Consider the following 23,492-nt stretch of genomic DNA (forward strand, 5'->3'; position numbering starts at 1 on the left):
AAATGACCGCTTGTTCTACTCAACATTCCGTCCTATTTAATCCCGTTATCTTTATCACTGAGCTTGAATTGCCTGTACGCACAGTTGTACCACATCGTCAAAACTGCCACTAATATCAATCGAAATCACATCTGGTTCGTCCGCTTGAGGAATTTCTAACGTATCAAACTGGCTTTTCAGCATTTCTGTTTTCATAAAATGGCCTTTGCGTTTTTTCATTCGCTCTAAAATCAGCTCAAATGAACCGTGTAAATGAATAAACGTCACCTTTTGATTGCCTTGGCGAATTTGATCACGATATTTCTTTTTCAATGCCGAACAAACAATAATTCCGATTTCATTTTTTTGTTCTAAGCTAAATGCAGCATCATTAATCCGTTCCAACCATGGGAAACGATCTTCGTCATTTAACGGTTGTCCTTGACCCATTTTGAGGATATTCGCTCTCGGGTGCAGATCATCGCCATCAATCAATTTAATGCCTAAACGGCGCGCCACTTCACTGCCTATTGTGGTTTTACCGGTGCTTGATACACCCATTAAAATAAAACTTTGACCAGATTTCATTTGAGCTTCCTCCTATTTCCTTTCAACATAACAGATTTTTTTGCCTTATGTTACAGGTAACATTTAAATTTGTGATGTACTTCGCAAATTTAAAATTAATTCTAACAATCTATTTACATCGCAAACGATTAAATTTATGTTACCAGTAACAATTTAATACTTCTGTTCGAGGTTCTTATGTTAATTTTCATTATGGCGGTAGCGATCATTGCGCTATTGGTATTGATCATAAAATTCAAAGTACATGCGTTTGTCGCATTACTGATTGTCAGTTTATTAACTGCACTGGCTGCAGGTATTCCGGTGGATAAAATTCTGCCAACTTTACTTAGCGGTTTCGGCAATACATTGGCATCAGTCGCCTTATTAGTCGGTTTAGGGGCGATGATTGGCCGTTTATTGGAAATTACCGGTGGGGCAAAAGTATTAGCTGATACGCTGATCAATAAATTCGGCGAACAAAAAGCACCATTCGCATTAGGTGTGGCGGCATTACTCTTCGGTTTCCCGATTTTCTTCGATGCCGGTCTGGTGGTGATGTTACCGATTGTATTTAGCGTAGCAAAACAATTCGGCGGTTCGGTATTACGTTATGCCTTTCCGGTTGCCGGTGCGTTTGCGGTGATGCACGCTTTTCTACCGCCACATCCGGGTCCGGTCGCTTCCGGTGATCTACTTGGCGTGAATATGGGATTAATGGTGATTGTCGGTTTAATTTGCGCTATTCCAACTTGGTATATTGGTACTTACCTCTTCAGCATGTTTATCAGTAAACGCATTCATGTAGAATTACCAAAATCATTCCTAAATGCTTCAGCAATTAGTGAAACCTCGGTACAAACACCACCATCGTTCAGACGTGTTCTCTTTATTTTAGTATTACCGATCTTCTTAATTTTATTTGATACCGGTTTAAATACATTAAGTGTGGCTAAAGTGATTGACGGTTCTGAACTTTGGGTACAAAGCCTACGTTTAATTGGCAAAACCCCCGTAGCGTTATTAATCACTTTATTACTAGCGATTATGTTATTACGTGGTGAGCGTAGCTACGAACAAATCGAAAGTTTATGTAACAATGCATTAGGCCCTATTTGTTCGATTATTTTGGTAACCGGTGCGGGCGGTATGTTTGGCGGTGTATTACGTGCCAGCGGTATCGGCGATGTCTTATCTTCAATGCTCTCGGATACCGGTATGCCGATTATTGTGGCGGCATTTATTATTGCGGTGGCGATGCGTGTCGCACAAGGTTCAGCAACTGTAGCATTAACCACTGCAGCGGCATTAATTGCACCAAGTGTTGCGGCTTCAACCGATTTAAGTCAATTTGACCTTTGCTTTATCGTGATTGCAATTGCTTCCGGTGCGACAGTACTTTCTCACGTAAATGACTCCGGTTTCTGGTTAATGAGCCGCTTCCTAGAAATGGATACCAAAACCACATTAAAAACCTGGACGGCATTAGAAACCTCCATTGGTGTAGTCGGTTTTATCATTGCTCTGATCGGTAGTATTTTGCTTTAAAAATCACAAGCCCTTTGTTATTAACAAAGGGCTTTTTTTATAAAAAAACTGATCTAGATCTCATATTTATCATTATCCATTTGCAAAAAAGCAAACGATTACATATTCTCGCAACACCGCTAAAGCGGTTTAGCAAATTAAGAAATTATACAAATACAGAGGTGAAAAATGGTGCATTTGATCATTGCCGCTCATGGAAAATTAGCCCTTGAGTTGGTCAATTCCGCACAAATGGTATATGGAGAAACGGATAATGTTCATCCGGTTATCTTTGTGCCGGGAGAAGGTCAAGATACGCTAGTCGAAAAATATGAAGCGATTATTGCCACGCTTCAGCCTACCGATAGCGTCCTGTTCTTGGTCGATTTATTTGGCGGTAGCCCGTACAACGCAGCAGCCAGAATTGTCGCAAAACGTCCACAAGACGATATTGTGACCGGTACTAACCTACCAATGTTACTTGAAGTTATGGATGCTTCAGCCGATGCAAAAACGGCAACCGAACTTGCTGCAACGGCAAAAGAAGTCGGACACTTAAGCGTTAAAACTTTCCATACTCCACAACCAACATCTCCAGTTCCATCAGAAGAAGCCTCTTCCGAAGAATCCTCATCTCTTCCTGCCAATTTCGATCCAAACGGACGTATGAATATTTCATTAATGCGTATCGACAGCCGTTTAATTCACGGTCAAGTGATGACATCTTGGGCGAAAACGGTGAAATGCGAAGCAATTTTTGCGATCAGTGATGAAGTGGCAAATGACGATATTCGCCGTGAATTATTGCTACAAATCGTTCCTGAACATTTAAAAGGCTATGTGATTACGGTCGATAAAGCGATCAAAGTCTGGCATAACCCTAAATACGCCGATAAAAACATTATTTGGTTGGTCACCAACCCGTCAGATATCGTTCGCTTAATTGAAGGCGGCGTGAACATTAAAAATGTCAATGTCGGCGGTATGACTTTCCGTGAAGGCGACAAACTTATCTCTCAAGCGGTGGCGATTAACCAAACCGATTTAGCCGCCTTCTACAAACTCCTCGAGTTAGGCGTAGATATGTCGTTACAACAAGTGGCGGCAAACAAAAAAGAACCGCTTGATAAAGCACGTCTTGATGCAATCAAATTCTAATTAAGGATTTTCTTATGACTAGTATTGAAATTATTTTAGTAACCTTAGTCGCTGCAATCTGCGGTATGGGTTCCGTACTTGATGAACGCCAAACTCACCGCCCGCTTGTGGCTTGTACCTTAATCGGCTGGGTGTTAGGCGACTTACAAACCGGTATTATCGTGGGTGGTACACTTGAAATGTTAGCATTAGGCTGGATGAACGTAGGCGCGGCAATGGCACCTGATGCTGCATTAGCATCTGTGATTGCAGCAATCTTAGTGATTAAAGGCGGTCAAGATAAAGGTACGGCAATCGCTATTGCAATTCCAGTAGCAGCTGCGGGTCAAGTATTGACTATCTTCGTGCGTACTTTAACCATCTTCTTACAACATAAAGCGGATAAATTTGCCGAACAAGCAAACTTCCGTGGCATTGAGTTCTGTCACTTTGCCGGTCTTTCTTTACAAGCGTTACGTGTAGCAATTCCAACTTTCTTCGTTGCATTGGTAGCAGGTACGGATACTGTAACCGAAGTGTTAAATGCGATTCCTGAAGTCGTAACCCGTGGCTTGCAAATCGCTGGTGGCTTTATCGTGGTGGTAGGTTATGCGATGGTTATCAATATGATGCGTGCCGGTGCGTTAATGCCGTTCTTCTTTATGGGCTTTGTGATTGCATCATTCTCAAACTACAACTTAGTCGGTCTTGGTTTCTTAGGTGCATGTTTAGCGATGCTTTACATCCAATTAAACCCACAATTCAACCAATCGGTAGCAGCGCCTCGCACCACTAAAAAATTAGCGGATAACGAGTTAGAAGGTCTATAAGGAGCAAATTATGTCAGAGAAAAAACAACTTACCAGTGCAGATATTCGAGCGACTTATTGGCGTTCAACTTTCCTCTTAGGATCATTTAACTTTGAACGTATGCAATCAATGGGCTTCTGTGTATCAATGATCCCAACGATTAAACGTCTTTACAGCCGTAAAGAAGATCAAGCGGCAGCATTAAAACGCCATTTAGAGTTCTTCAATACGCAACCATGGGTCGGTTCAGCAATTATGGGCGTAACCGCAGCGATGGAACAAGAACGTGCGAACGGTGCAGCGATTGACGATGCGGCAATTAGCGGGGTAAAAGTCGGTTTAATGGGGCCGCTTGCTGGTGTCGGCGACCCGATTTTCTGGGGAACATTACGTCCGGTATTAGCCGCTCTCGGTGCAGGTTTAGCGATTAGCGGTAGCATTTTAGGTCCATTATTATTCTTTATCGGTATTAACCTTTGTCGTGCCTTAACTCGTTGGTACGGTTTCAAATACGGTTACCAAAAAGGGACGGAAATCGTTTCGGATATGGGCGGCGGCCGTCTGCAAAAAGTCACGCAAGGCGCTTCTATTCTCGGTTTATTTGTGATGGGTTCCTTGGTGTCGAAGTGGACCAGTATCAACATACCGTTTGAGCTTTCTCGCTATAAAAACGCAATGGGTAAAGAAGTGGTTACCACCGTGCAAAGCGTACTGAATGACTTATTACCGGGGCTTGCAGCGTTATTGCTTACCTTCTTATGTATGTGGTTATTACGTAAGAAAGTAAATGCGATGTACATTATCTTCGCACTATTCGGCGTCGGTATTTTAGGCTATTGGTTAGGTATCTTAGCTTAATCATCCCATACAAATGATTTACCCCCTCTTTATCCTAGAGGGGGTATTTTTTATAATACAAGCGGTCAAATTTACAGGAAATTTTGCAATGGATTTAAAGAAAGCATTAAAAGCGCCAGAACAACAATATATCAAAAACAGTTCGATGTTAGTTACCGCATTATTTATTATTGCTGGCGTTTTATATTACCCAACTGACGGCTACGGATCGGTGATTGCACTTGCATTAGCGATTATTGTGATGTTCGGGCAAAAGATGTTAATTAGTCAAACTCGTAAATATTTTGCGGAGATGTATGCGGCAAAACAGCAATATGAGCAGAGCAAAAACAAAGATTATTTAGAATTTATCCGCTTGCGCGGCACACAAATGTTAAACGACAATAAAGTGCTTTCCGAGCAAGCAAAACACGAAATAGACACATTACTCAATTTTGTCAAACAAAATAGCCAATAATGGATAAGCGGTCGTATTCTTGCAATTTTTTGCCAAAAGACGACCGCTTGTTCTTTATGGAAATAGCTTATTTAGTACTAATGCAATGCCATCCTCATTATTTGATGCCGTCACATAGCTCGCTGCAGCTTTAATCTCATCCGGCGCATTCGCCATCGCCACGCCGAAACCTACATACTGTAACATATCAAGATCATTAAAATTATCGCCGAAGGCAACGATATGTTCACTAGTGATCCCTAGTTTTTGTTGCATAAAGCGGATCGCTTTCGACTTCGTTGCCTTACTATTCATGATCTCTAAATATTCCGCCTTAGAACGATGAATGGAAAGTTGTGGAAAAAGTGATTTCAATAACGTTTCTAATCGCAAAATTTCATCAGCCTCACCCATAACCAAGATCTTATGAACATTGGTAAGTTTTTCGGCTTTTTTAACCGCTTGTAAACCGGTAATTTCCCCCTCTTGCTTGGTCCAATAATTATCAACATCATTACTAAACCATAAGGTATTCGCATAGTAATTAATAGATAAATGCTGAAAACTTTGTAGTTGCAGATCTAATTGAATAAGATCCGTTTCATTGATGGAGATACTATAAAGAGGGGTTAGATTACGATCTAAAATTAATGCACCGCTATAACATATAATAGGCTGATTCGCTTGAAGCTGTTGAGAATAAGGAGTGATAGCTAGAGGCGGGCGAGCGGAGACAAGAATAAAGGGAATGTTCTGTTGAGCGATACGCTGAATAGCAGCTGCCGTTTTAGGTGTTATTTGATGCTGATTATTGAGCAACGTGCCGTCAATATCGCTAAAAACGGCTTGATAGTGAGTCGTTTGCATTATCTTCACTCCATTTTTATTTGTTAACTAGTATGCTTACTATACGCCTTTTAAATGAATTTTTACATCAATAATTTATTTTTTCGTTTGTGGATAACTTTATATTTTCCTCTTTAAAACTTGAGATCTATTCTAGAATAACTTTAAATTTTTACCCTTCTGTGGATAACTAAGCCTTTTATCCACAATTAAGATCATAATAACATTCAAGATCTTTACACAAAAAGATCTTCTGTAACGCTATGATTCTATTATGAAAAATAGACTTATCCTCAAATATCTAAAGCACTAATAACTATAACAATAAAGATCTCTATATATAGATCTATATTACTATTAACGATCTGCGGATCCGAACTTAAGATCACGTTTCAGATCCAAAATTGCATTTTCCAGATCGATATGTTTTAAGGTAGAATAGCGATCTTTTTATTTAGGCGAAACAGAATATAAAACAGCAAAGGCAAAGAATATGATTTATCGTGAAATTTACGATGTAATTGTGGTTGGTGGAGGCCACGCAGGGACAGAAGCAGCGCTTGCTCCTGCTCGTATGGGACTAAAAACCCTACTCTTAACACATAATGTAGATACTTTAGGACAAATGTCTTGTAACCCAGCGATTGGTGGTATCGGTAAAGGCCATTTAGTAAAAGAGATCGATGCTATGGGCGGTTTAATGGCAATAGCTACTGACCAAGCGGGGATCCAATTCCGTACTTTAAATAGCTCGAAAGGACCAGCCGTACGTGCGACTCGAGCACAAGCCGACCGTGTGCTTTACCGCCAAGCTGTACGAACTGCATTAGAAAATCAGCCAAATTTAGATATTTTCCAACAAGAAGTGGTTGATATTTTAGTTGAAAATAACCGTGCGGTGGGCGCTGTAACTAAAATGGGGCTCACCTTTAAAGCTCGTTCTGTGGTATTAACGGCAGGTACTTTCCTTGCCGGTAAAATTCATATTGGTTTAGATAACTATGCTGGTGGTCGAGCAGGTGATCCTGCTGCAACGATGCTTGCAGATCGTTTACGTGATCTAAATTTACGCGTTGATCGTCTTAAAACAGGTACGCCACCACGTTTGGATGCTCGTACGATCAATTTTGACGTATTGGCTAAACAACATGGCGATGCAGAATTACCTGTAATGTCATTTATGGGCTCAGTTGATCTTCATCCGCGTCAAATTCCTTGCTATATCACACATACCAATGAACAAACGCACGATTTGATCCGCAATAGCTTAGATCGTAGCCCAATGTACACTGGTATCATTGAAGGGATCGGTCCTCGCTACTGCCCGTCTATTGAAGATAAAGTGATGCGTTTTAGTGATCGCAACAGTCACCAAATTTATCTCGAACCGGAAGGTTTAAGTACAATTGAAGTTTATCCGAACGGGATTTCAACCAGCTTACCGTTTGATGTTCAAATGGGTATCGTAAATTCGATGAAAGGTTTGGAGAACACTCGTATTATCAAACCGGGTTATGCGATTGAGTATGATTATTTCGACCCTCGTGATCTTAAACCGACTTTAGAAACCAAAGCGATTGAAGGCTTATTCTTTGCCGGCCAGATTAACGGTACAACAGGTTATGAAGAAGCGGCAGCACAAGGCTTGTTAGCAGGTATTAATGCCGCATTACAGGTTCAGGGCAAAGAGGCATGGTTCCCTACACGTGATCTTGCTTATACCGGTGTATTGGTTGACGATCTTTGCACGCTCGGCACTAAAGAGCCGTATCGTGTCTTTACCTCACGTGCGGAATATCGTTTATTGCTACGTGAAGATAACGCTGATATCCGTTTAACCCCGATTGCACACCAATTAGGCTTGATTGATGATGCACGTTGGGCGAGATTTAATCAAAAAATGGAAAATATCGAGCGTGAGCGCGAACGTCTAAAACAAATTTGGATTCACCCGCAATCGGAACATTTAGCGGCAGTCAATGAATTGGTAAGTAGTCCGCTTACCCGTGAAGCAAGCGGTGAAGACTTATTACGCCGTCCGGAAGTGACCTATGACAAACTTGTGCAAGTCGCTGCTTTTGCGCCTGCTTTAGACGATAAACAAGCAGCTGAACAAGTTGAAATTTCGATTAAATACCAAGGTTATATCGAACATCAGCAAAATGAGATTGAACGTCATAAACGTCATGAAAATACTTTAATTCCGGCTGAATTTGATTATGACAAAGTTGAGAGCCTATCAAACGAAGTGCGTGCGAAGCTGATGCAACATCGTCCGGTTTCGATTGGGCAGGCAAGCCGTATTTCAGGTATTACACCGGCTGCGATTTCAATTCTGCTGGTGAATTTGAAAAAGCAAGGTATGTTGAAACGAGGCGAATTATAATTTGCTGATTAGGAAGCACGGAATATACGGAAATTAATTTAATGATTATTTTCAGTATGTTCCGTGTTTTATTGTGTAAAACATAAGGATTTTGCAAAATGAAACAAAAATTAGACCGCTTGCTGGTACAAGCTCAAATTAATTTGACCGATCAGCAGAAAGAGCAATTGGTTGGTTTTGTGCGTTTATTAGATAAATGGAATAAAGCCTATAACCTTACTTCTGTGCGCAACCCGGATGAAATGTTAGTGAAGCATATCTTGGACAGTTTAGTGGTAAGCGAGCATTTACAGGGCGAAAAGTTTATTGATGTAGGAACAGGACCAGGATTACCGGGGATTCCGCTTGCGATTGCAAATCCTGATAAACAATTTGTGTTATTAGATAGCCTTGGCAAACGAATTACCTTTATTAAAAATGCATTACGTGAATTAGGAATTACAAATGTAACCCCTGTTCTTTCTCGCGTAGAGGAATATACGGAGCAGACCTTTGATGGGGTGTTAAGCCGAGCTTTTGCCAGCCTAAACGATATGGTGGATTGGTGTTACCATTTACCGAATCCGCAAGGTAAATTTTATGCGCTTAAAGGGATTTATGCTGAAAGTGAAGTGCAAGACATTAAAAAGCCGATTCAGTTAGAGCAAGTGCTTACACTCACAGTTCCAGAATTAATCGGAGAACGTCACTTAGTTGTACTTATGAAGTGATGATGGAGTGCCGTCAAATTTGGGATGTTTGTATTAAGTGATACTTTTTACTTTTGGAATAAAAGGTATTATTTATATGCTAGTTATAAGTCTTCTTATTATAGGAAAATTTCCAAATTTTTGTTGATAATGTAAATAGAATGTGAAAAAAGAATACTGGCGACAGCTTACTTTTTCTTATGTTTTTCTATAAAAAAATGCAATGTTAACCTTTTTGTAACAAAAAAGGCAAAAATCGCTTTTTTGTGAAGTTTTCATATTTTAATCTATTGTTTTGTATCGTATAATCTGAAGAAACATTTCATTTTTTACAGAGGGCATTAGCCTGTTGGATAGGAAATAAGATGTCTACTGTAATAAATAAAGCCAAACAACACTATATAAGAGCATTAAAAATCGAGAGTTTACTTCTCCTAAGTACAGTCGGTTTCTTGATAGTTTGGAAAGGTGTTGATGGTATTTCATTCTTGGGCGGTGCTTTATCAAGTTTTCTCCCTCATTGTGTCTTTGTTTATTGGATTTTTTTCAAAAAGACTACAAAAAATCAGTCAAGAATGGGCGCATTTTACCGTGGTGAAGGATTAAAATGGTTAATCACTATTTTATTAGTGGTTATGTGTTTTAAATTACTTCCTTCTCTCCATATTGTTCTGTTTTTTGTAGGGTATTTAATGGCATTATTTTTTAATAATGTCATTCCGTTTATTTTAAGTAAACGAACTCATTAATTTTTTATTCTAAAAGGATTCATTATGGCTGGAACTACCGCAGAATATATTAGCCACCACTTGAGTTTTTTGGCTTCGGGTGATGGCTTTTGGGCTGTGCATTTAGATACGCTCTTCTTTTCTCTTCTTGCTGGAGTTATTTTCCTTTTTGTATTTTCTAAAGTTGCTAAAAATGCGACTGCCGGAGTACCAGGAAAATTACAATGCTTAGTGGAAATTATTATTGAATGGGTTGATGGTTTAGTTAAAGATAACTTCCATGGACCTCGTAATGTAATTGCTCCACTTGCACTCACTATTTTCTGCTGGGTATTTATTATGAATGCCATTGACTTAGTTCCAGTAGATTTCTTACCTCAGTTAGCGAATATGTTAGGTATTCATTACCTTCGTGCCGTACCTACAGCTGATATCAGCGCTACATTAGGTATGTCTATTTGCGTATTCTTCTTAATTCTGTTCTATACCGTAAAATCAAAAGGTTTTAGCGGCTTAGTAAAAGAATATACGTTCCATCCGTTTAATCATTGGGCATTTATTCCAGTAAACTTTATTCTTGAAACGGTAACTCTACTTGCAAAACCGATTTCTTTAGCATTCCGTTTATTCGGTAATATGTATGCGGGTGAGCTAATCTTTATCCTTATCGCAGTAATGTATATGGCGGATAACTTTGCATTACAAGCGTTAGGTATTCCATTGCATTTGGTTTGGGCTATTTTCCATATCTTAGTTATTACGCTTCAAGCCTTTATTTTTATGATGCTAACGATTGTTTATTTGAGTATCGCTTATAACAAAGCGGATCATTAAACGAACCTAAAGAGCGGTTAAATTTTCTCAATATTTTGCAAAAGTTTGATCGCTTGAATTATTTGTATTAACAACAACCTGCCTTCGGGCGAATTCCTCAATCTTAATGGAGAACATTATGGAATCAGTAATCACAGCAACAATTATTGGTGCATCAATCTTATTAGCTTTCGCTGCTCTTGGTACAGCTATCGGCTTTGCTATCTTAGGTGGTAAATTCTTAGAATCATCTGCTCGTCAACCTGAATTAGCAAGTAGCTTACAAACTAAGATGTTCATCGTGGCAGGTCTTTTAGATGCTATCGCAATGATCGCTGTAGGTATTTCTTTACTTTTCATCTTCGCGAACCCGTTCATTGATTTATTGAAATAAGTCGGGTCTCTCTTTTCCGTTATTCTTTGAATAACTTAACCGACTTTTAGGAGGGCGTTGTGAATTTAAATGCAACACTAATTGGTCAACTTATTGCATTCGCACTGTTTGTTGCGTTTTGTATGAAATATGTTTGGCCACCGCTTATTAAAGCGATCGAAGAGCGCCAAGCGAATATTGCTAACGCTTTAGCATCAGCTGAAAAAGCGAGACAAGAACAAGCAGATTCTAAAGCTGCAGCGGATCAAGAAATCCTCAAAGCAAAAGAAGAAGCACAGAAAATTATTGATTTAGCAACCAAACGTCGTAATGAAATTTTAGAATCTGTACAAGCAGAAGCTGAAATTGAACGTCAACGTATTATTGAACAAGGTCGCGCAGAAGTAGAAAGCGAGCGTAAACGTGTTCAAGAAGAGCTTCGTCAAAAAGTGGCTGCATTGGCTGTTGCCGGCGCAGAGAAAATTGTTGGTCGTTCTGTTGATCAAGCAGCGAACAATGACATTATTGATAAGCTAGTTGCAGAACTATAACAAGGTGGGGCAGATGTCAGAATTAAGTACAGTAGCTCGCCCCTACGCTAAAGCAGCTTTTGATTTTGCTTTAGAGCAAGGTCAGTTGGATAAATGGCAAGAAATGTTACAGTTTTCAGCATTAGTTGCTGAGAATGAACAGGTGGCGGATTATATTAATTCGTCTCTTGCAAGCGGTCAGATTTCGGAAACTTTTCTCCAAATTTGTGGCGACCAGCTTGACCAATATGGGCAAAATTTTATTCGTGTAATGGCTGAGAACAAACGTCTTGTTGTGTTACCTGCGGTACTTAATGAATTTATTAAGTTACGTGCGCAACATGAAGCGGTAAAAGATATTATCGTTGTTTCAGCAAGCGAATTAAGTCAAGCACAAATCGATAAAATCGCAAGCGCGATGGAAAAACGCTTAAATCAAAAAGTACGTTTAACTGTTCAATTAGATAATTCTCTCATTGCCGGCATTATTATTAAATATGATGATGTAGTCATTGATGGTAGTAGCCGTGGTCAGTTAAATCGCTTAAGCCAAGCGTTGAGCTTGTAAGAGGAATAAAAAATGCAACTAAATTCAACTGAAATTAGTGAATTGATTAAAAAACGTATTGCCCAATTTGATGTGGTGAGCGAAGCTCAAAGCACAGGGACAATCGTTTCAGTAAGCGATGGTATTATTCGTATCCATGGTCTTGCTGATGTAATGCAAGGTGAAATGATCGAATTACCTGGCAATCGTTATGCTATTGCGTTAAACCTAGAACGTGATTCTGTAGGTGCGGTAGTAATGGGGCCTTATGCTGACTTAGCTGAAGGTATGACGGTTAAATGTACCGGTCGTATCTTAGAAGTTCCGGTAGGTCGCGGTTTATTAGGTCGTGTGGTAAATACACTTGGTCAACCGATCGATGGTAAAGGTGAAATCGATAATGACGGTTTCTCTCCGGTTGAAGTTATCGCGCCGGGTGTTATCGACCGTCAATCAGTAGATCAACCTGTACAAACCGGTTATAAAGCGGTTGACTCAATGGTTCCAATCGGTCGTGGTCAACGTGAGTTAATCATCGGTGACCGTCAAACAGGTAAAACAGCATTAGCAATCGATGCGATCATTGCACAGAAAGATTCTGGTATTAAATGTATCTATGTCGCAATCGGTCAAAAAGCATCTACTATCGCTAACGTAGTACGTAAATTAGAAGAACATGGCGCATTAGCAAATACAATCGTTGTTGTAGCATCAGCTTCTGAATCTGCGGCACTACAATACCTTGCACCATACTCTGGTTGTGCAATGGGTGAATATTTCCGTGATCGCGGTGAAGATGCGTTAATCGTTTATGATGATTTATCTAAACAAGCGGTTGCTTATCGTCAAATTTCATTATTATTACGTCGTCCACCAGGTCGTGAAGCTTTCCCAGGTGACGTATTCTACCTACACTCTCGTTTATTAGAGCGTGCAGCACGTGTAAGTGCAGATTATGTAGAGCGTTTCACTAACGGTGCGGTAAAAGGTCAAACTGGTTCATTAACTGCATTACCGATTATCGAAACACAAGCGGGTGACGTATCAGCGTTCGTTCCAACTAACGTAATTTCTATTACTGACGGTCAGATCTTCTTAGAATCAAGCTTATTTAACTCAGGTATCCGTCCTGCGGTAAACCCAGGTATTTCGGTATCTCGTGTAGGTTCTGCCGCGCAAACTAAAGTAATTAAGAAATTATCAGGTGGTATCCGTACCGCATTAGCTCAGTATCGTGAATTAGCAGCGTTTGCTCAGTTTGCTTCAGATTTAGATGATGCAACACGTAAACAACTTTCTCATGGTCAGAAAGTAACAGAATTACTTAAACAGAAACAATTTGCGCCAATGCCTGTAAGTGAACAAGCATTAGTTCTTTTTGCGGCTGAATTCGGTTATTTAGATGATGTAGAACTTGAGCGTATCGGTTCATTCGAGTCTGCATTACTTGCTTACGCAAATAGCAATCACACTGATTTTATGAAGGATTTAGCAAAATCTGGCGATTATAACGATTCAATCAAGGATCAATTAAAAGCTATCGTAGAAGACTTCAAAAAGAACGGTGCGTGGTAATCACGACTAGCGGAGAAAGATTATGGCAGGTGCTAAAGAGATAAGAACCAAAATTGCGAGTGTGAAAAATACCCAAAAAATCACCAAAGCAATGGAAATGGTTGCTACCTCTAAAATGCGTAAAACGCAAGAGCGTATGGCTGCCGGTCGTCCTTATTCGGAAACAATCCGTAAGGTGATTAGCCATATTGCTAAAGGAAGCATTGGTTATAAGCACCCGTTTTTAACTGAACGAGATATTAAAAAAGTTGGTTACTTTGTCGTATCAACCGATCGTGGCTTATGTGGCGGTCTTAATATCAATTTATTCAAAGCGACTTTGAATGAATTTAAAACGTGGAAAGATAAAAACGTTAGTGTTGAGCTTGGCTTAGTAGGTTCAAAAGGTGTGAGCTTTTACCAAAGTCTCGGTTTAAATGTGAGATCTCAGGTAACGGGCTTAGGTGATAATCCTGAAATGGAACGTATTGTCGGTGCGGTTAATGAAATGATTAACGCTTATCGCAATGGTGAAGTGGATGCGGTTTATATCGCTTATAACCGTTTTGAAAATACGATGTCGCAAAAACCTGTTATTGCACAATTACTTCCATTACCTAAACTAGAAGATGATGAATTAGAAACTAAAGGTTCATGGGATTATATCTATGAACCAAGTCCACAAGTTTTATTGGAGAGTTTACTTGTTCGTTATTTAGAAACTCAGGTATATCAAGCAGTTGTCGATAACCTTGCTTCTGAACAAGCCGCTCGAATGGTAGCAATGAAAGCCGCAACAGATAATGCGGGTACATTAATTGATGAATTACAATTGGTGTATAACAAAGCTCGCCAAGCAAGCATTACAAATGAATTAAACGAAATTGTTGCGGGTGCCGCAGCAATTTAATGGAGAATAGGTAATGGCAACAGGAAAAATTGTACAGATTATCGGTGCGGTAATCGACGTTGAATTCCCGCAAGATGCAGTACCAAAAGTATATGATGCCTTAAAAGTTGAATCAGGTTTAACCCTTGAGGTTCAACAACAATTAGGTGGTGGACTTGTGCGTTGTATCGCATTAGGTACATCAGACGGTTTAAAACGTGGCTTAAAAGTTGAAAATACGGGTAACCCGATTCAAGTACCAGTTGGTACGAAGACTCTTGGTCGTATTATGAACGTATTAGGTGAGCCGATCGATGAAAAAGGTCCTATTGGCGAAGAAGCTCGTTGGGATATTCACCGTGCAGCACCAAGCTACGAAGAACAATCAAACAGCACGGAATTACTTGAAACCGGTATCAAAGTTATCGACTTAATTTGTCCATTCGCAAAAGGTGGTAAAGTTGGTTTATTCGGTGGTGCGGGTGTAGGTAAAACCGTTAACATGATGGAATTAATCCGTAATATCGCAATCGAACACTCTGGTTACTCAGTATTCGCTGGTGTTGGTGAGCGTACGCGTGAAGGTAATGACTTCTATCACGAAATGACGGATTCTAACGTATTAGACAAAGTATCACTTGTTTACGGTCAGATGAATGAGCCACCAGGTAACCGTCTTCGTGTTGCTTTAACAGGCTTAACTATGGCGGAAAAATTCCGAGATGAAGGTCGTGATGTATTATTCTTCGTAGATAATATTTACCGTTATACCTTAGCTGGTACAGAGGTATCTGCATTATTAGGTCGTATGCCATCTGCGGTAGGTTATCAGCCGACACTTGCAGAAGAAATGGGTGTATTACAAGAACGTATTACTTCGACTAAAACAGGTTCTATTACCTCTGTTCAAGCGGTTTACGTTCCTGCGGATGACTTAACGGACCCTTCTCCGGCAACAACTTTCGCACACTTAGACTCAACAGTTGTATTAAGTCGTAATATCGCATCTCTTGGTATTTACCCTGCGGTTGACCCATTAGATTCAACTTCTCGTCAATTAGATCCATTAGTTGTTGGTGAAGAACACTATAATGTAGCACGTGGCGTACAAGGTACATTACAACGCTATAAAGAGTTAAAAGATATCATCGCTATTTTAGGTATGGATGAGTTATCTGAAGACGATAAATTAGTGGTTGCTCGTGCACGTAAGATCGAACGTTTCTTATCACAGCCATTCTTCGTTGCGGAAGTATTTACCGGTTCTCCAGGTAAATATGTATCATTAAAAGATACAATCCGTGGCTTCAAAGGTATCTTGGAAGGTGAATTTGACCATATCCCAGAACAAGCGTTCTATATGGCTGGTTCAATTGACGAAGTAGTGGAAAGAGCGAGCAAGATGTAATTGTTCCCTAACCCCAATTAGGAACTAAAGGAGAACAACATGGCATCTCAATTTGAGCTTAGTATCGTAAGTGCTGAAAAAGAAATCTTTAATGGCGATGTAATTAGCGTTCGTGTAACGGGTATTGATGGTGAGTTAGGAGTGTATGCAGGACATACACCTTTATTAACCTCGATTAAACCTGGTATGGTTAAATACACACTTGAAGATGGTAAAGAAGAGTTTATCTATGTGTCTGGCGGCTTTTTAGAAGTTCAGCCAACTATCGTGACTGTTCTTGCTGATATTGCGATTCGCGGTGAAGAGTTAGATCAACAACGAATTCTTGCTGCAAAACGTAAAGCAGAAGATACATTAAGCAAATCAAATAATGCAGAACTTTCTGCGAAACTATCTCGTGAAATTGCTAAATTACGAGTTTATGAAATCGTAAATTCAAAATTAGCAAATAGACGTTAATCAAAAAACCTCAGTGTTTTCACTGAGGTTTTTCTTTTTTTACTTCTTTATAATTATTTTTCTGCATTTTATTAATATGATTCTTATATATCGTTGCGGTGAAAATTCTTAGACTTAAAAAAAGAATTAAGTTTTATTCTACAATTGTTAATAATTTGTTCATTTTGTTCTAAAAATTAGCAAGCGGTAGATTTTTCTAAACTTTTTGCAAAAAAGTACTTGCAAGGATTTCATATTTCTCTATAATGCACCTCACACAACGACGCACTGTTGTGAACGATTTAAAATTGATTGCCAGTGCGTCGTTTCTTTTTGTTCTTTAACAATTTATCAGACAATCTGTGTGGGCACTTGTTGATTGACTTAATTGAAAAAATATTTTTGATTTTGAAGTCTTAATAGGTGCTTAAACTAGAAATTCATTTTTACTTTTGAAGTAATATGTAAACTTTAGCTAAGCAGTTTATTGAGCGATTAAACTTTTTGAATTGAAGAGTTTGATCATGGCTCAGATTGAACGCTGGCGGCAGGCTTAACACATGCAAGTCGAACGGTAGCACGAAGGAGCTTGCTCCTTGGGTGACGAGTGGCGGACGGGTGAGTAATGCTTGGGAATCTGGCTCATGGAGGGGGATAACTACGGGAAACTGTAGCTAATACCGCGTAATATCTTCGGATTAAAGTGTGGGACCGCAAGGCCACATGCCATGAGATGAGCCCAAGTGGGATTAGGTAGTTGGTGGGGTAAAGGCCTACCAAGCCGACGATCTCTAGCTGGTCTGAGAGGATGACCAGCCACACTGGAACTGAGACACGGTCCAGACTCCTACGGGAGGCAGCAGTGGGGAATATTGCACAATGGGGGGAACCCTGATGCAGCCATGCCGCGTGAATGAAGAAGGCCTTCGGGTTGTAAAGTTCTTTCGGTAGCGAGGAAGGTATCAAATTTAATAGATTTGGTAATTGACGTTAACTACAGAAGAAGCACCGGCTAACTCCGTGCCAGCAGCCGCGGTAATACGGAGGGTGCGAGCGTTAATCGGAATAACTGGGCGTAAAGGGCACGCAGGCGGTTGATTAAGTGAGATGTGAAAGCCCCGGGCTTAACCTGGGAATTGCATTTCATACTGGTCAACTAGAGTACTTTAGGGAGGGGTAGAATTCCACGTGTAGCGGTGAAATGCGTAGAGATGTGGAGGAATACCGAAGGCGAAGGCAGCCCCTTGGGAATGTACTGACGCTCATGTGCGAAAGCGTGGGGAGCAAACAGGATTAGATACCCTGGTAGTCCACGCTGTAAACGCTGTCGATTTGGGGATTGGACTTTAAGTCTGGTGCCCGAAGCTAACGTGATAAATCGACCGCCTGGGGAGTACGGCCGCAAGGTTAAAACTCAAATGAATTGACGGGGGCCCGCACAAGCGGTGGAGCATGTGGTTTAATTCGATGCAACGCGAAGAACCTTACCTACTCTTGACATCCATGGAATCTTGTAGAGATACGAGAGTGCCTTCGGGAACCATGAGACAGGTGCTGCATGGCTGTCGTCAGCTCGTGTTGTGAAATGTTGGGTTAAGTCCCGCAACGAGCGCAACCCTTATCCTTTGTTGCCAGCGGTTTGGCCGGGAACTCAAAGGAGACTGCCAGTGATAAACTGGAGGAAGGTGGGGATGACGTCAAGTCATCATGGCCCTTACGAGTAGGGCTACACACGTGCTACAATGGCGTATACAGAGGGAAGCAATATGGCGACATGGAGCAAATCTCACAAAGTACGTCTAAGTCCGGATTGGAGTCTGCAACTCGACTCCATGAAGTCGGAATCGCTAGTAATCGCAAATCAGAATGTTGCGGTGAATACGTTCCCGGGCCTTGTACACACCGCCCGTCACACCATGGGAGTGGGTTGTACCAGAAGTAGATAGCTTAACCTTCGGGGGGGGCGTTTACCACGGTATGATTCATGACTGGGGTGAAGTCGTAACAAGGTAACCGTAGGGGAACCTGCGGTTGGATCACCTCCTTACCAAGAATTAAGCGACTGCAAGTGTTCACACAGATTGTTTGATGAATGAATAAGCGTTTGCGTTAGATGGAGAGAAAAGTTATTGAAAAATAACGGAATTTAACGTAGAATAATGCGCTCAAATGGCAAAGTGGAGAGCATCTTTAAATGTTGTCCCCATCGTCTAGAGGCCTAGGACATCGCCCTTTCACGGCGGTAACCGGGGTTCGAATCCCCGTGGGGACGCCATTTAAAGATGACTTTTGTTGTCTAAATTGTTCTTTAAAAAATTGGAAACAAGCTGAAAAACTGAGAGATTTTCGAAAGAAAGTCTGAGTAGTTAAAAAAATCTTGACTGAACAAAAGCAGTCAAGTGTTTAGTTGAATAAAATACAGCATTGAATGGATTTGAATAAGATTTGAAAACATTTGAGGTTGTATAGTTAAGTGACTAAGCGTACACGGTGGATGCCTTGGCAATCAGAGGCGAAGAAGGACGTGCTAATCTGCGATAAGCTTGGATGAGTTGATAAGAAGCGTTTAATCCAAGATTTCCGAATGGGGAAACCCACTAGATGAAGAATCTAGTATTTACTACTGAATACATAGGTAGTAAAGGCAAACCGGGAGAACTGAAACATCTAAGTACCCCGAGGAAAAGAAATCAACCGAGATTCTGTAAGTAGCGGCGAGCGAAAGCGGAAGAGCCTGTTAGTGATAGCAGTAGACACAGAAGAACGAGCTGGGAAGCTCGACTATAAAGGGTGATAGTCCCGTATTCGAAGTGTCTATTGTGGTACTAAGCTAACGACAAGTAGGGCGGGACACGAGAAATCCTGTTTGAAGATGGGGGGACCATCCTCCAAGGCTAAATACTCCTGATTGACCGATAGTGAACCAGTACTGTGAAGGAAAGGCGAAAAGAACCCCAGTGAGGGGAGTGAAATAGAACCTGAAACCGTGTACGTACAAGCAGTGGGAGCCTCTTTGTGGGGTGACTGCGTACCTTTTGTATAATGGGTCAGCGACTTATATTTTGTAGCGAGGTTAACTGAATAAGGGAGCCGAAGGGAAACCGAGTCTTAACTGGGCGTTTTAGTTGCAAGGTATAGACCCGAAACCCGGTGATCTAGCCATGGGCAGGTTGAAGATTGGGTAACACTAATTGGAGGACCGAACCGACTAATGTTGAAAAATTAGCGGATGACTTGTGGCTGGGGGTGAAAGGCCAATCAAACCGGGAGATAGCTGGTTCTCCCCGAAATCTATTTAGGTAGAGCCTTGAGCGGACACCTTCGGGGGTAGAGCACTGTTTCGGCTAGGGGTCCATCCCGGATTACCAACCCGATGCAAACTGCGAATACCGAAGAGTGATACTCAGGAGACACACGGTGGGTGCTAACGTCCATCGTGGAGAGGGAAACAACCCAGACCGCCAGCTAAGGTCCCAAAGTACTAGTTAAGTGGGAAACGAAGTGGGAAGGCTTAGACAGCTAGGATGTTGGCTTAGAAGCAGCCACCATTTAAAGAAAGCGTAATAGCTCACTAGTCGAGTCGGCCTGCGCGGAAGATGTAACGGGGCTAAAACTAGTCACCGAAGCTGCGGCATCAGTCGAAAGACTGTTGGGTAGGGGAGCGTTCTGTAAGCGGATGAAGCTGAATTGAGAAGTTTGGTGGACGTATCAGAAGTGCGAATGCTGACATAAGTAACGACAAAACGAGTGAAAAACTCGTTCGCCGGAAGACCAAGGGTTCCTGTCCAACGTTAATCGGGGCAGGGTGAGTCGGCCCCTAAGGCGAGGCTGAAAAGCGTAGTCGATGGGAAACGGGTTAATATTCCCGTACTTGGTATAACTGCGATGTGGGGACGGAGAAGGTTAGGTTATCAGACTGTTGGATGTCTGTTTAAGCCGGTAGGTGGGAATTTTAGGCAAATCCGGAATTCCGTTAACACCGAGAAGTGATGACGAGTCTCTACGGAGATGAAGTAACCGATACCACGCTTCCAGGAAAAGCCACTAAGCTTCAGGTTATACTAAACCGTACTATAAACCGACACAGGTGGTCAGGTAGAGAATACTCAGGCGCTTGAGAGAACTCGGGTGAAGGAACTAGGCAAAATAGCACCGTAACTTCGGGAGAAGGTGCGCCGGCGTAGATTGTAGAGATTTACTCTCGAAGGTTGAACCGGTCGAAGATACCAGCTGGCTGCAACTGTTTATTAAAAACACAGCACTCTGCAAACACGAAAGTGGACGTATAGGGTGTGATGCCTGCCCGGTGCTGGAAGGTTAATTGATGGTGTTATCGAAAGAGAAGCTCCTGATCGAAGCCCCAGTAAACGGCGGCCGTAACTATAACGGTCCTAAGGTAGCGAAATTCCTTGTCGGGTAAGTTCCGACCTGCACGAATGGCATAATGATGGCCAGGCTGTCTCCACCCGAGACTCAGTGAAATTGAAATCGCCGTGAAGATGCGGTGTACCCGCGGCTAGACGGAAAGACCCCGTGAACCTTTACTATAGCTTGACACTGAACATTGAATTTTGATGTGTAGGATAGGTGGGAGCCTTTGAAGATGACACGCCAGTGTTGTTGGAGGCGTCCTTGAAATACCACCCTTTAACGTTTGATGTTCTAACGAAGATTGCGGAACGCGGTCTCGGACAGTGTCTGGTGGGTAGTTTGACTGGGGCGGTCTCCTCCCAAAGAGTAACGGAGGAGCACGAAGGTTTGCTAATCACGGTCGGACATCGTGAGGTTAGTGTAATGGTATAAGCAAGCTTAACTGCGAGACAGACAAGTCGAGCAGGTGCGAAAGCAGGTCATAGTGATCCGGTGGTTCTGAATGGAAGGGCCATCGCTCAACGGATAAAAGGTACTCCGGGGATAACAGGCTGATACCGCCCAAGAGTTCATATCGACGGCGGTGTTTGGCACCTCGATGTCGGCTCATCACATCCTGGGGCTGAAGTAGGTCCCAAGGGTATGGCTGTTCGCCATTTAAAGTGGTACGCGAGCTGGGTTTAGAACGTCGTGAGACAGTTCGGTCCCTATCTGCCGTGGGCGTTGGAGAATTGAGAGGGGCTGCTCCTAGTACGAGAGGACCGGAGTGGACGCATCACTGGTGTTCCAGTTGTCTCGCCAGAGGCATTGCTGGGTAGCTACATGCGGAAGAGATAAGTGCTGAAAGCATCTAAGCACGAAACTTGCCTCAAGATGAGTTCTCCCCGACTATAAGTCGGTAAGGGTTGTTGGAGACTACGACGTAGATAGGTCTGGTGTGTAAGTGGTGTGAGCCATTGAGCTAACAGATACTAATTGCCCGAGAGGCTTAACTATACAACGCTCAAGTGTTTTTGAGCACTACACTCAGTAGCAGCTTGTTTCGAATTTAAGAAGAAAGAACAAAGACAAAGAAAGAAGACAAAAGACATCAACAGAATATTCTGGCGACCAGAGTGCTGTGGCTCTACCTGACTCCATTCCGAACTCAGAAGTAAAACGCAGTAACGCCGATGGTAGTGTGGGGCTTCCCCATGTGAGAGTAGGGCATCGCCAGATTGAATTTAGGACCCCGTAGTTAGAGATAGCTACGGGGTTTTTGCTTTTCTACAACTGGCATGATGTTGTTTAATCCAGAGCCTTATTCTTAACCTCAACCTCATCCTTATCTTTACTTTCATTTTCTCCTTTCTTTTTTTCCTTTTTGCTGATTTAAATAGCCCTACTAATGATTTGCAAAACGGCAGGGAAATTTGACCGCTTATTGAGAATAAAAAAACGGCTAGAAATTGATTCTAGCCGTTTCCTTATTAAGCGGTATATATTATTTGTTGATATGGTGATCAATAATTTCTGCCCATGTAAGACGATAAGCTTTCCAGTATTGTTGTTCCGCATGATGTTTATTTTGGCACAGCGGCGTCCAAGGTTTAGCGATCCCTGTATAATGAATAAGTATCGGTGCTTGATCACCAATATTCATGATATCGTCATAAATATCTAAACGATTACTTTCAATTAAATAATAGCTTGCACCAAATTGATAATTATATTTTTTTGCTAATGGGAAGTATTGATTCTGTAGCACTAAATTTAAAATATCCTGATCGGCTAAGTCAGAACCGCTTTGCTGATAAGTCAGAATTGCATTTTCTAACCTCTGATCTATATCAGCGGTTTCTCGCCATTTTTTATTATTAAACAATAATACTCCGGCATTAAAATATTGCTCTATATGTGGGAAAAACTTATGGTAGAAGAAGCCGCTATTAATTAAAAAATCCGGTGAGGCTGCGGCTAAGTAATTTGTCAGATCTTGTTGGTATAGTGATAACAGAGAGCCATTTGCAATTATGTCACAATCGAGATAAAGCACTTTATCTTGAGGAATAAGTTGAGGAATTAAACAACGGTAGTAGCTTGCTTCGGATACATATTGCATAGTTTTTAAATGCGAAAAATTTGTCTGTTCAACTTTTATATCTGTAATACGGCAATTTATCTTATTCAAATTCAGATTAAGAGCATAAAACCACTGTTCTGAAAAATCTTTATTGATCAGATAAAAGTGTATGTCTTTATCAAAAAAGCAAATAGATTTAATTAGGGTAATAATTTGTTCTGCGTAGTTACGATCCGCAGCAAAAGCAATATGCATTGTAGCGGTCATTTAAAGGGCTACCTGTGGATGAAAGGTTTCACTAACCTTGACGAATTCTGTAAGCGAAATGGATTTAAATTTTGTGTTTAACCCTCTAGCTTCGAGATCGTTGGCTAATATAAATAAATGAGATATTTGTGAAAAAAGTTGAGGATATTTAACTGCTAGCAAGACACCGTCTTGCCATAAGACTATGGCATCATTTGCCGTAATTTGAGCGAGTATTTGGTTTAGTTCAGTTAACTCATATTGTGCTTTAGAAAATGTATAAAGCATAGGGATTCCT

General features: G+C 41.2%; 20 protein-coding genes, 1 tRNA gene and 3 rRNA genes. 20 read left to right on the forward strand and 4 right to left on the reverse strand.

The features are described from left to right. Nucleotides 1-54: 54 nt before the first annotated feature. Nucleotides 55-567 (reverse strand): gluconokinase, encoded by a 513-nt coding sequence (locus ASU1_RS09505; protein WP_015674160.1) that lies wholly within the window; start codon nt 565-567, stop codon nt 55-57. 177 nt (nt 568-744) lie between these two features. Between ASU1_RS09505 and ASU1_RS09510 the strand changes: the two genes are divergently transcribed. The 5 genes from ASU1_RS09510 to ASU1_RS09530 all read left to right on the forward strand — a co-directional run bounded on the left by ASU1_RS09510 (nt 745) and on the right by ASU1_RS09530 (nt 5,335). Beyond that, nucleotides 745-2,094 (forward strand): GntP family permease, encoded by a 1,350-nt coding sequence (locus ASU1_RS09510; RefSeq protein ID WP_015674161.1) that lies wholly within the window; start codon nt 745-747, stop codon nt 2,092-2,094. A gap of 168 nt (nt 2,095-2,262) precedes the next feature. Continuing rightward, complete coding sequence (locus tag ASU1_RS09515; protein ID WP_015674162.1) at nt 2,263-3,231, forward strand: mannose/fructose/sorbose PTS transporter subunit IIA; 969 nt, start codon at nt 2,263-2,265, stop codon at nt 3,229-3,231. Between the two features lie 14 nt (nt 3,232-3,245). Next, nucleotides 3,246-4,040: a PTS mannose/fructose/sorbose transporter subunit IIC gene (locus tag ASU1_RS09520; protein WP_015674163.1), complete on the forward strand. Its 795-nt coding sequence runs from the start codon at nt 3,246-3,248 to the stop codon at nt 4,038-4,040. A 10-nt stretch (nt 4,041-4,050) separates the two neighbouring features. Then, entirely contained in the window at nt 4,051-4,878 is an 828-nt protein-coding gene (gene manZ / locus ASU1_RS09525; protein ID WP_015674164.1) for a PTS mannose transporter subunit IID, read from the forward strand. Between the two features lie 88 nt (nt 4,879-4,966). Beyond that, complete coding sequence (locus ASU1_RS09530) at nt 4,967-5,335, forward strand: hypothetical protein (RefSeq protein WP_015674165.1); 369 nt, start codon at nt 4,967-4,969, stop codon at nt 5,333-5,335. Between the two features lie 54 nt (nt 5,336-5,389). Here the strand turns inward: ASU1_RS09530 and ASU1_RS09535 are convergent, their stop codons facing one another. Then, nucleotides 5,390-6,181, reverse strand: coding sequence for a Cof-type HAD-IIB family hydrolase (locus ASU1_RS09535; RefSeq protein WP_015674166.1), 792 nt, complete (start codon nt 6,179-6,181; stop codon nt 5,390-5,392). A 472-nt stretch (nt 6,182-6,653) separates the two neighbouring features. Between ASU1_RS09535 and mnmG the strand changes: the two genes are divergently transcribed. The 15 genes from mnmG to rrf all read left to right on the forward strand — a co-directional run bounded on the left by mnmG (nt 6,654) and on the right by rrf (nt 22,104). Beyond that, on the forward strand, nt 6,654-8,546 hold the full coding sequence (gene mnmG / locus ASU1_RS09540) for a tRNA uridine-5-carboxymethylaminomethyl(34) synthesis enzyme MnmG (protein ID WP_015674167.1): 1,893 nt from the start codon (nt 6,654-6,656) through the stop codon (nt 8,544-8,546). Nucleotides 8,547-8,644: 98 nt separating this feature from the next. Continuing rightward, nucleotides 8,645-9,256, forward strand: a complete 612-nt coding sequence (gene rsmG / locus ASU1_RS09545) for a 16S rRNA (guanine(527)-N(7))-methyltransferase RsmG (protein ID WP_015674168.1) — start codon at nt 8,645-8,647, stop codon at nt 9,254-9,256. 344 nt (nt 9,257-9,600) lie between these two features. Next, nucleotides 9,601-9,984, forward strand: a complete 384-nt coding sequence (locus ASU1_RS09550) for an ATP synthase subunit I (protein ID WP_015674169.1) — start codon at nt 9,601-9,603, stop codon at nt 9,982-9,984. A 24-nt stretch (nt 9,985-10,008) separates the two neighbouring features. Continuing rightward, on the forward strand, nt 10,009-10,797 hold the full coding sequence (gene atpB / locus ASU1_RS09555) for a F0F1 ATP synthase subunit A (protein ID WP_015674170.1): 789 nt from the start codon (nt 10,009-10,011) through the stop codon (nt 10,795-10,797). Nucleotides 10,798-10,915: 118 nt separating this feature from the next. Continuing rightward, nucleotides 10,916-11,170 carry a F0F1 ATP synthase subunit C gene (atpE, locus tag ASU1_RS09560; protein ID WP_005599073.1) on the forward strand — a complete coding sequence of 85 codons (255 nt, stop codon included), beginning with the start codon at nt 10,916-10,918 and terminating at the stop codon, nt 11,168-11,170. 59 nt (nt 11,171-11,229) lie between these two features. Then, a complete protein-coding gene (gene atpF, locus ASU1_RS09565; RefSeq protein ID WP_015674171.1) occupies nt 11,230-11,700 on the forward strand; it encodes a F0F1 ATP synthase subunit B in 471 nt (156 codons plus the stop codon). Nucleotides 11,701-11,713: 13 nt separating this feature from the next. After that, complete coding sequence (gene atpH / locus ASU1_RS09570) at nt 11,714-12,247, forward strand: F0F1 ATP synthase subunit delta (protein ID WP_015674172.1); 534 nt, start codon at nt 11,714-11,716, stop codon at nt 12,245-12,247. A gap of 12 nt (nt 12,248-12,259) precedes the next feature. Beyond that, the gene (gene atpA, locus ASU1_RS09575; protein WP_015674173.1) at nt 12,260-13,801 is read left to right on the forward strand and encodes a F0F1 ATP synthase subunit alpha; all 1,542 of its coding nucleotides are present in this window, start codon (nt 12,260-12,262) and stop codon (nt 13,799-13,801) included. A gap of 22 nt (nt 13,802-13,823) precedes the next feature. Next, nucleotides 13,824-14,690 (forward strand): F0F1 ATP synthase subunit gamma, encoded by an 867-nt coding sequence (atpG, locus tag ASU1_RS09580; protein ID WP_015674174.1) that lies wholly within the window; start codon nt 13,824-13,826, stop codon nt 14,688-14,690. Nucleotides 14,691-14,703: 13 nt separating this feature from the next. Further along, nucleotides 14,704-16,077, forward strand: a complete 1,374-nt coding sequence (gene atpD, locus ASU1_RS09585) for a F0F1 ATP synthase subunit beta (RefSeq protein WP_005599061.1) — start codon at nt 14,704-14,706, stop codon at nt 16,075-16,077. A gap of 39 nt (nt 16,078-16,116) precedes the next feature. Continuing rightward, a complete protein-coding gene (locus ASU1_RS09590) occupies nt 16,117-16,536 on the forward strand; it encodes a F0F1 ATP synthase subunit epsilon (RefSeq protein ID WP_015674175.1) in 420 nt (139 codons plus the stop codon). A 485-nt stretch (nt 16,537-17,021) separates the two neighbouring features. Beyond that, nucleotides 17,022-18,562: ribosomal RNA gene (locus tag ASU1_RS09595) — 16S ribosomal RNA — on the forward strand. A gap of 152 nt (nt 18,563-18,714) precedes the next feature. After that, nucleotides 18,715-18,790: transfer RNA gene (locus ASU1_RS09600), tRNA-Glu, on the forward strand. Nucleotides 18,791-18,982: 192 nt separating this feature from the next. Further along, nucleotides 18,983-21,882, forward strand: a 23S ribosomal RNA gene (locus ASU1_RS09605). Between the two features lie 106 nt (nt 21,883-21,988). Further along, nucleotides 21,989-22,104, forward strand: a 5S ribosomal RNA gene (gene rrf, locus ASU1_RS09610). The 16S, 23S and 5S rRNA genes sit together here with 1 tRNA gene alongside, the layout of an rRNA operon. A 265-nt stretch (nt 22,105-22,369) precedes the next feature. On the opposite strand, the gene ASU1_RS09615 is transcribed toward rrf, so the two are convergent. Continuing rightward, nucleotides 22,370-23,215, reverse strand: coding sequence for a glycosyltransferase family 8 protein (locus tag ASU1_RS09615; protein ID WP_015674176.1), 846 nt, complete (start codon nt 23,213-23,215; stop codon nt 22,370-22,372). Continuing rightward, on the reverse strand, nt 23,216-23,482 hold the full coding sequence (gene tusB / locus ASU1_RS09620; protein WP_015674177.1) for a sulfurtransferase complex subunit TusB: 267 nt from the start codon (nt 23,480-23,482) through the stop codon (nt 23,216-23,218). It abuts the gene before it with no gap. Between the last annotated feature and the right edge of the window lie 10 nt (nt 23,483-23,492).

Source organism: Actinobacillus suis ATCC 33415 (assembly GCF_000739435.1).
Taxonomy (GTDB): Bacteria; Pseudomonadota; Gammaproteobacteria; order Enterobacterales; family Pasteurellaceae; genus Actinobacillus; species Actinobacillus suis.

Bases quoted from the DNA above. Each gene is read 5' to 3' on its own strand.
- ASU1_RS09505 (WP_015674160.1), bottom strand. From the start codon at position 567: ATGAAATCTGGTCAAAGTTTTATTTTAATGGGTGTATCAAGCACCGGT.
- ASU1_RS09510 (WP_015674161.1), top strand. From the start codon at position 745: ATGTTAATTTTCATTATGGCGGTAGCGATCATTGCGCTATTGGTATTG.
- ASU1_RS09515 (WP_015674162.1), top strand. From the start codon at position 2,263: ATGGTGCATTTGATCATTGCCGCTCATGGAAAATTAGCCCTTGAGTTG.
- ASU1_RS09520 (WP_015674163.1), top strand. From the start codon at position 3,246: ATGACTAGTATTGAAATTATTTTAGTAACCTTAGTCGCTGCAATCTGC.
- manZ (WP_015674164.1), top strand. From the start codon at position 4,051: ATGTCAGAGAAAAAACAACTTACCAGTGCAGATATTCGAGCGACTTAT.
- ASU1_RS09530 (WP_015674165.1), top strand. From the start codon at position 4,967: ATGGATTTAAAGAAAGCATTAAAAGCGCCAGAACAACAATATATCAAA.
- ASU1_RS09535 (WP_015674166.1), bottom strand. From the start codon at position 6,181: ATGCAAACGACTCACTATCAAGCCGTTTTTAGCGATATTGACGGCACG.
- mnmG (WP_015674167.1), top strand. From the start codon at position 6,654: ATGATTTATCGTGAAATTTACGATGTAATTGTGGTTGGTGGAGGCCAC.
- rsmG (WP_015674168.1), top strand. From the start codon at position 8,645: ATGAAACAAAAATTAGACCGCTTGCTGGTACAAGCTCAAATTAATTTG.
- ASU1_RS09550 (WP_015674169.1), top strand. From the start codon at position 9,601: ATGTCTACTGTAATAAATAAAGCCAAACAACACTATATAAGAGCATTA.
- atpB (WP_015674170.1), top strand. From the start codon at position 10,009: ATGGCTGGAACTACCGCAGAATATATTAGCCACCACTTGAGTTTTTTG.
- atpE (WP_005599073.1), top strand. From the start codon at position 10,916: ATGGAATCAGTAATCACAGCAACAATTATTGGTGCATCAATCTTATTA.
- atpH (WP_015674172.1), top strand. From the start codon at position 11,714: ATGTCAGAATTAAGTACAGTAGCTCGCCCCTACGCTAAAGCAGCTTTT.
- atpA (WP_015674173.1), top strand. From the start codon at position 12,260: ATGCAACTAAATTCAACTGAAATTAGTGAATTGATTAAAAAACGTATT.
- atpG (WP_015674174.1), top strand. From the start codon at position 13,824: ATGGCAGGTGCTAAAGAGATAAGAACCAAAATTGCGAGTGTGAAAAAT.
- atpD (WP_005599061.1), top strand. From the start codon at position 14,704: ATGGCAACAGGAAAAATTGTACAGATTATCGGTGCGGTAATCGACGTT.
- ASU1_RS09590 (WP_015674175.1), top strand. From the start codon at position 16,117: ATGGCATCTCAATTTGAGCTTAGTATCGTAAGTGCTGAAAAAGAAATC.
- ASU1_RS09615 (WP_015674176.1), bottom strand. From the start codon at position 23,215: ATGACCGCTACAATGCATATTGCTTTTGCTGCGGATCGTAACTACGCA.
- tusB (WP_015674177.1), bottom strand. From the start codon at position 23,482: ATGCTTTATACATTTTCTAAAGCACAATATGAGTTAACTGAACTAAAC.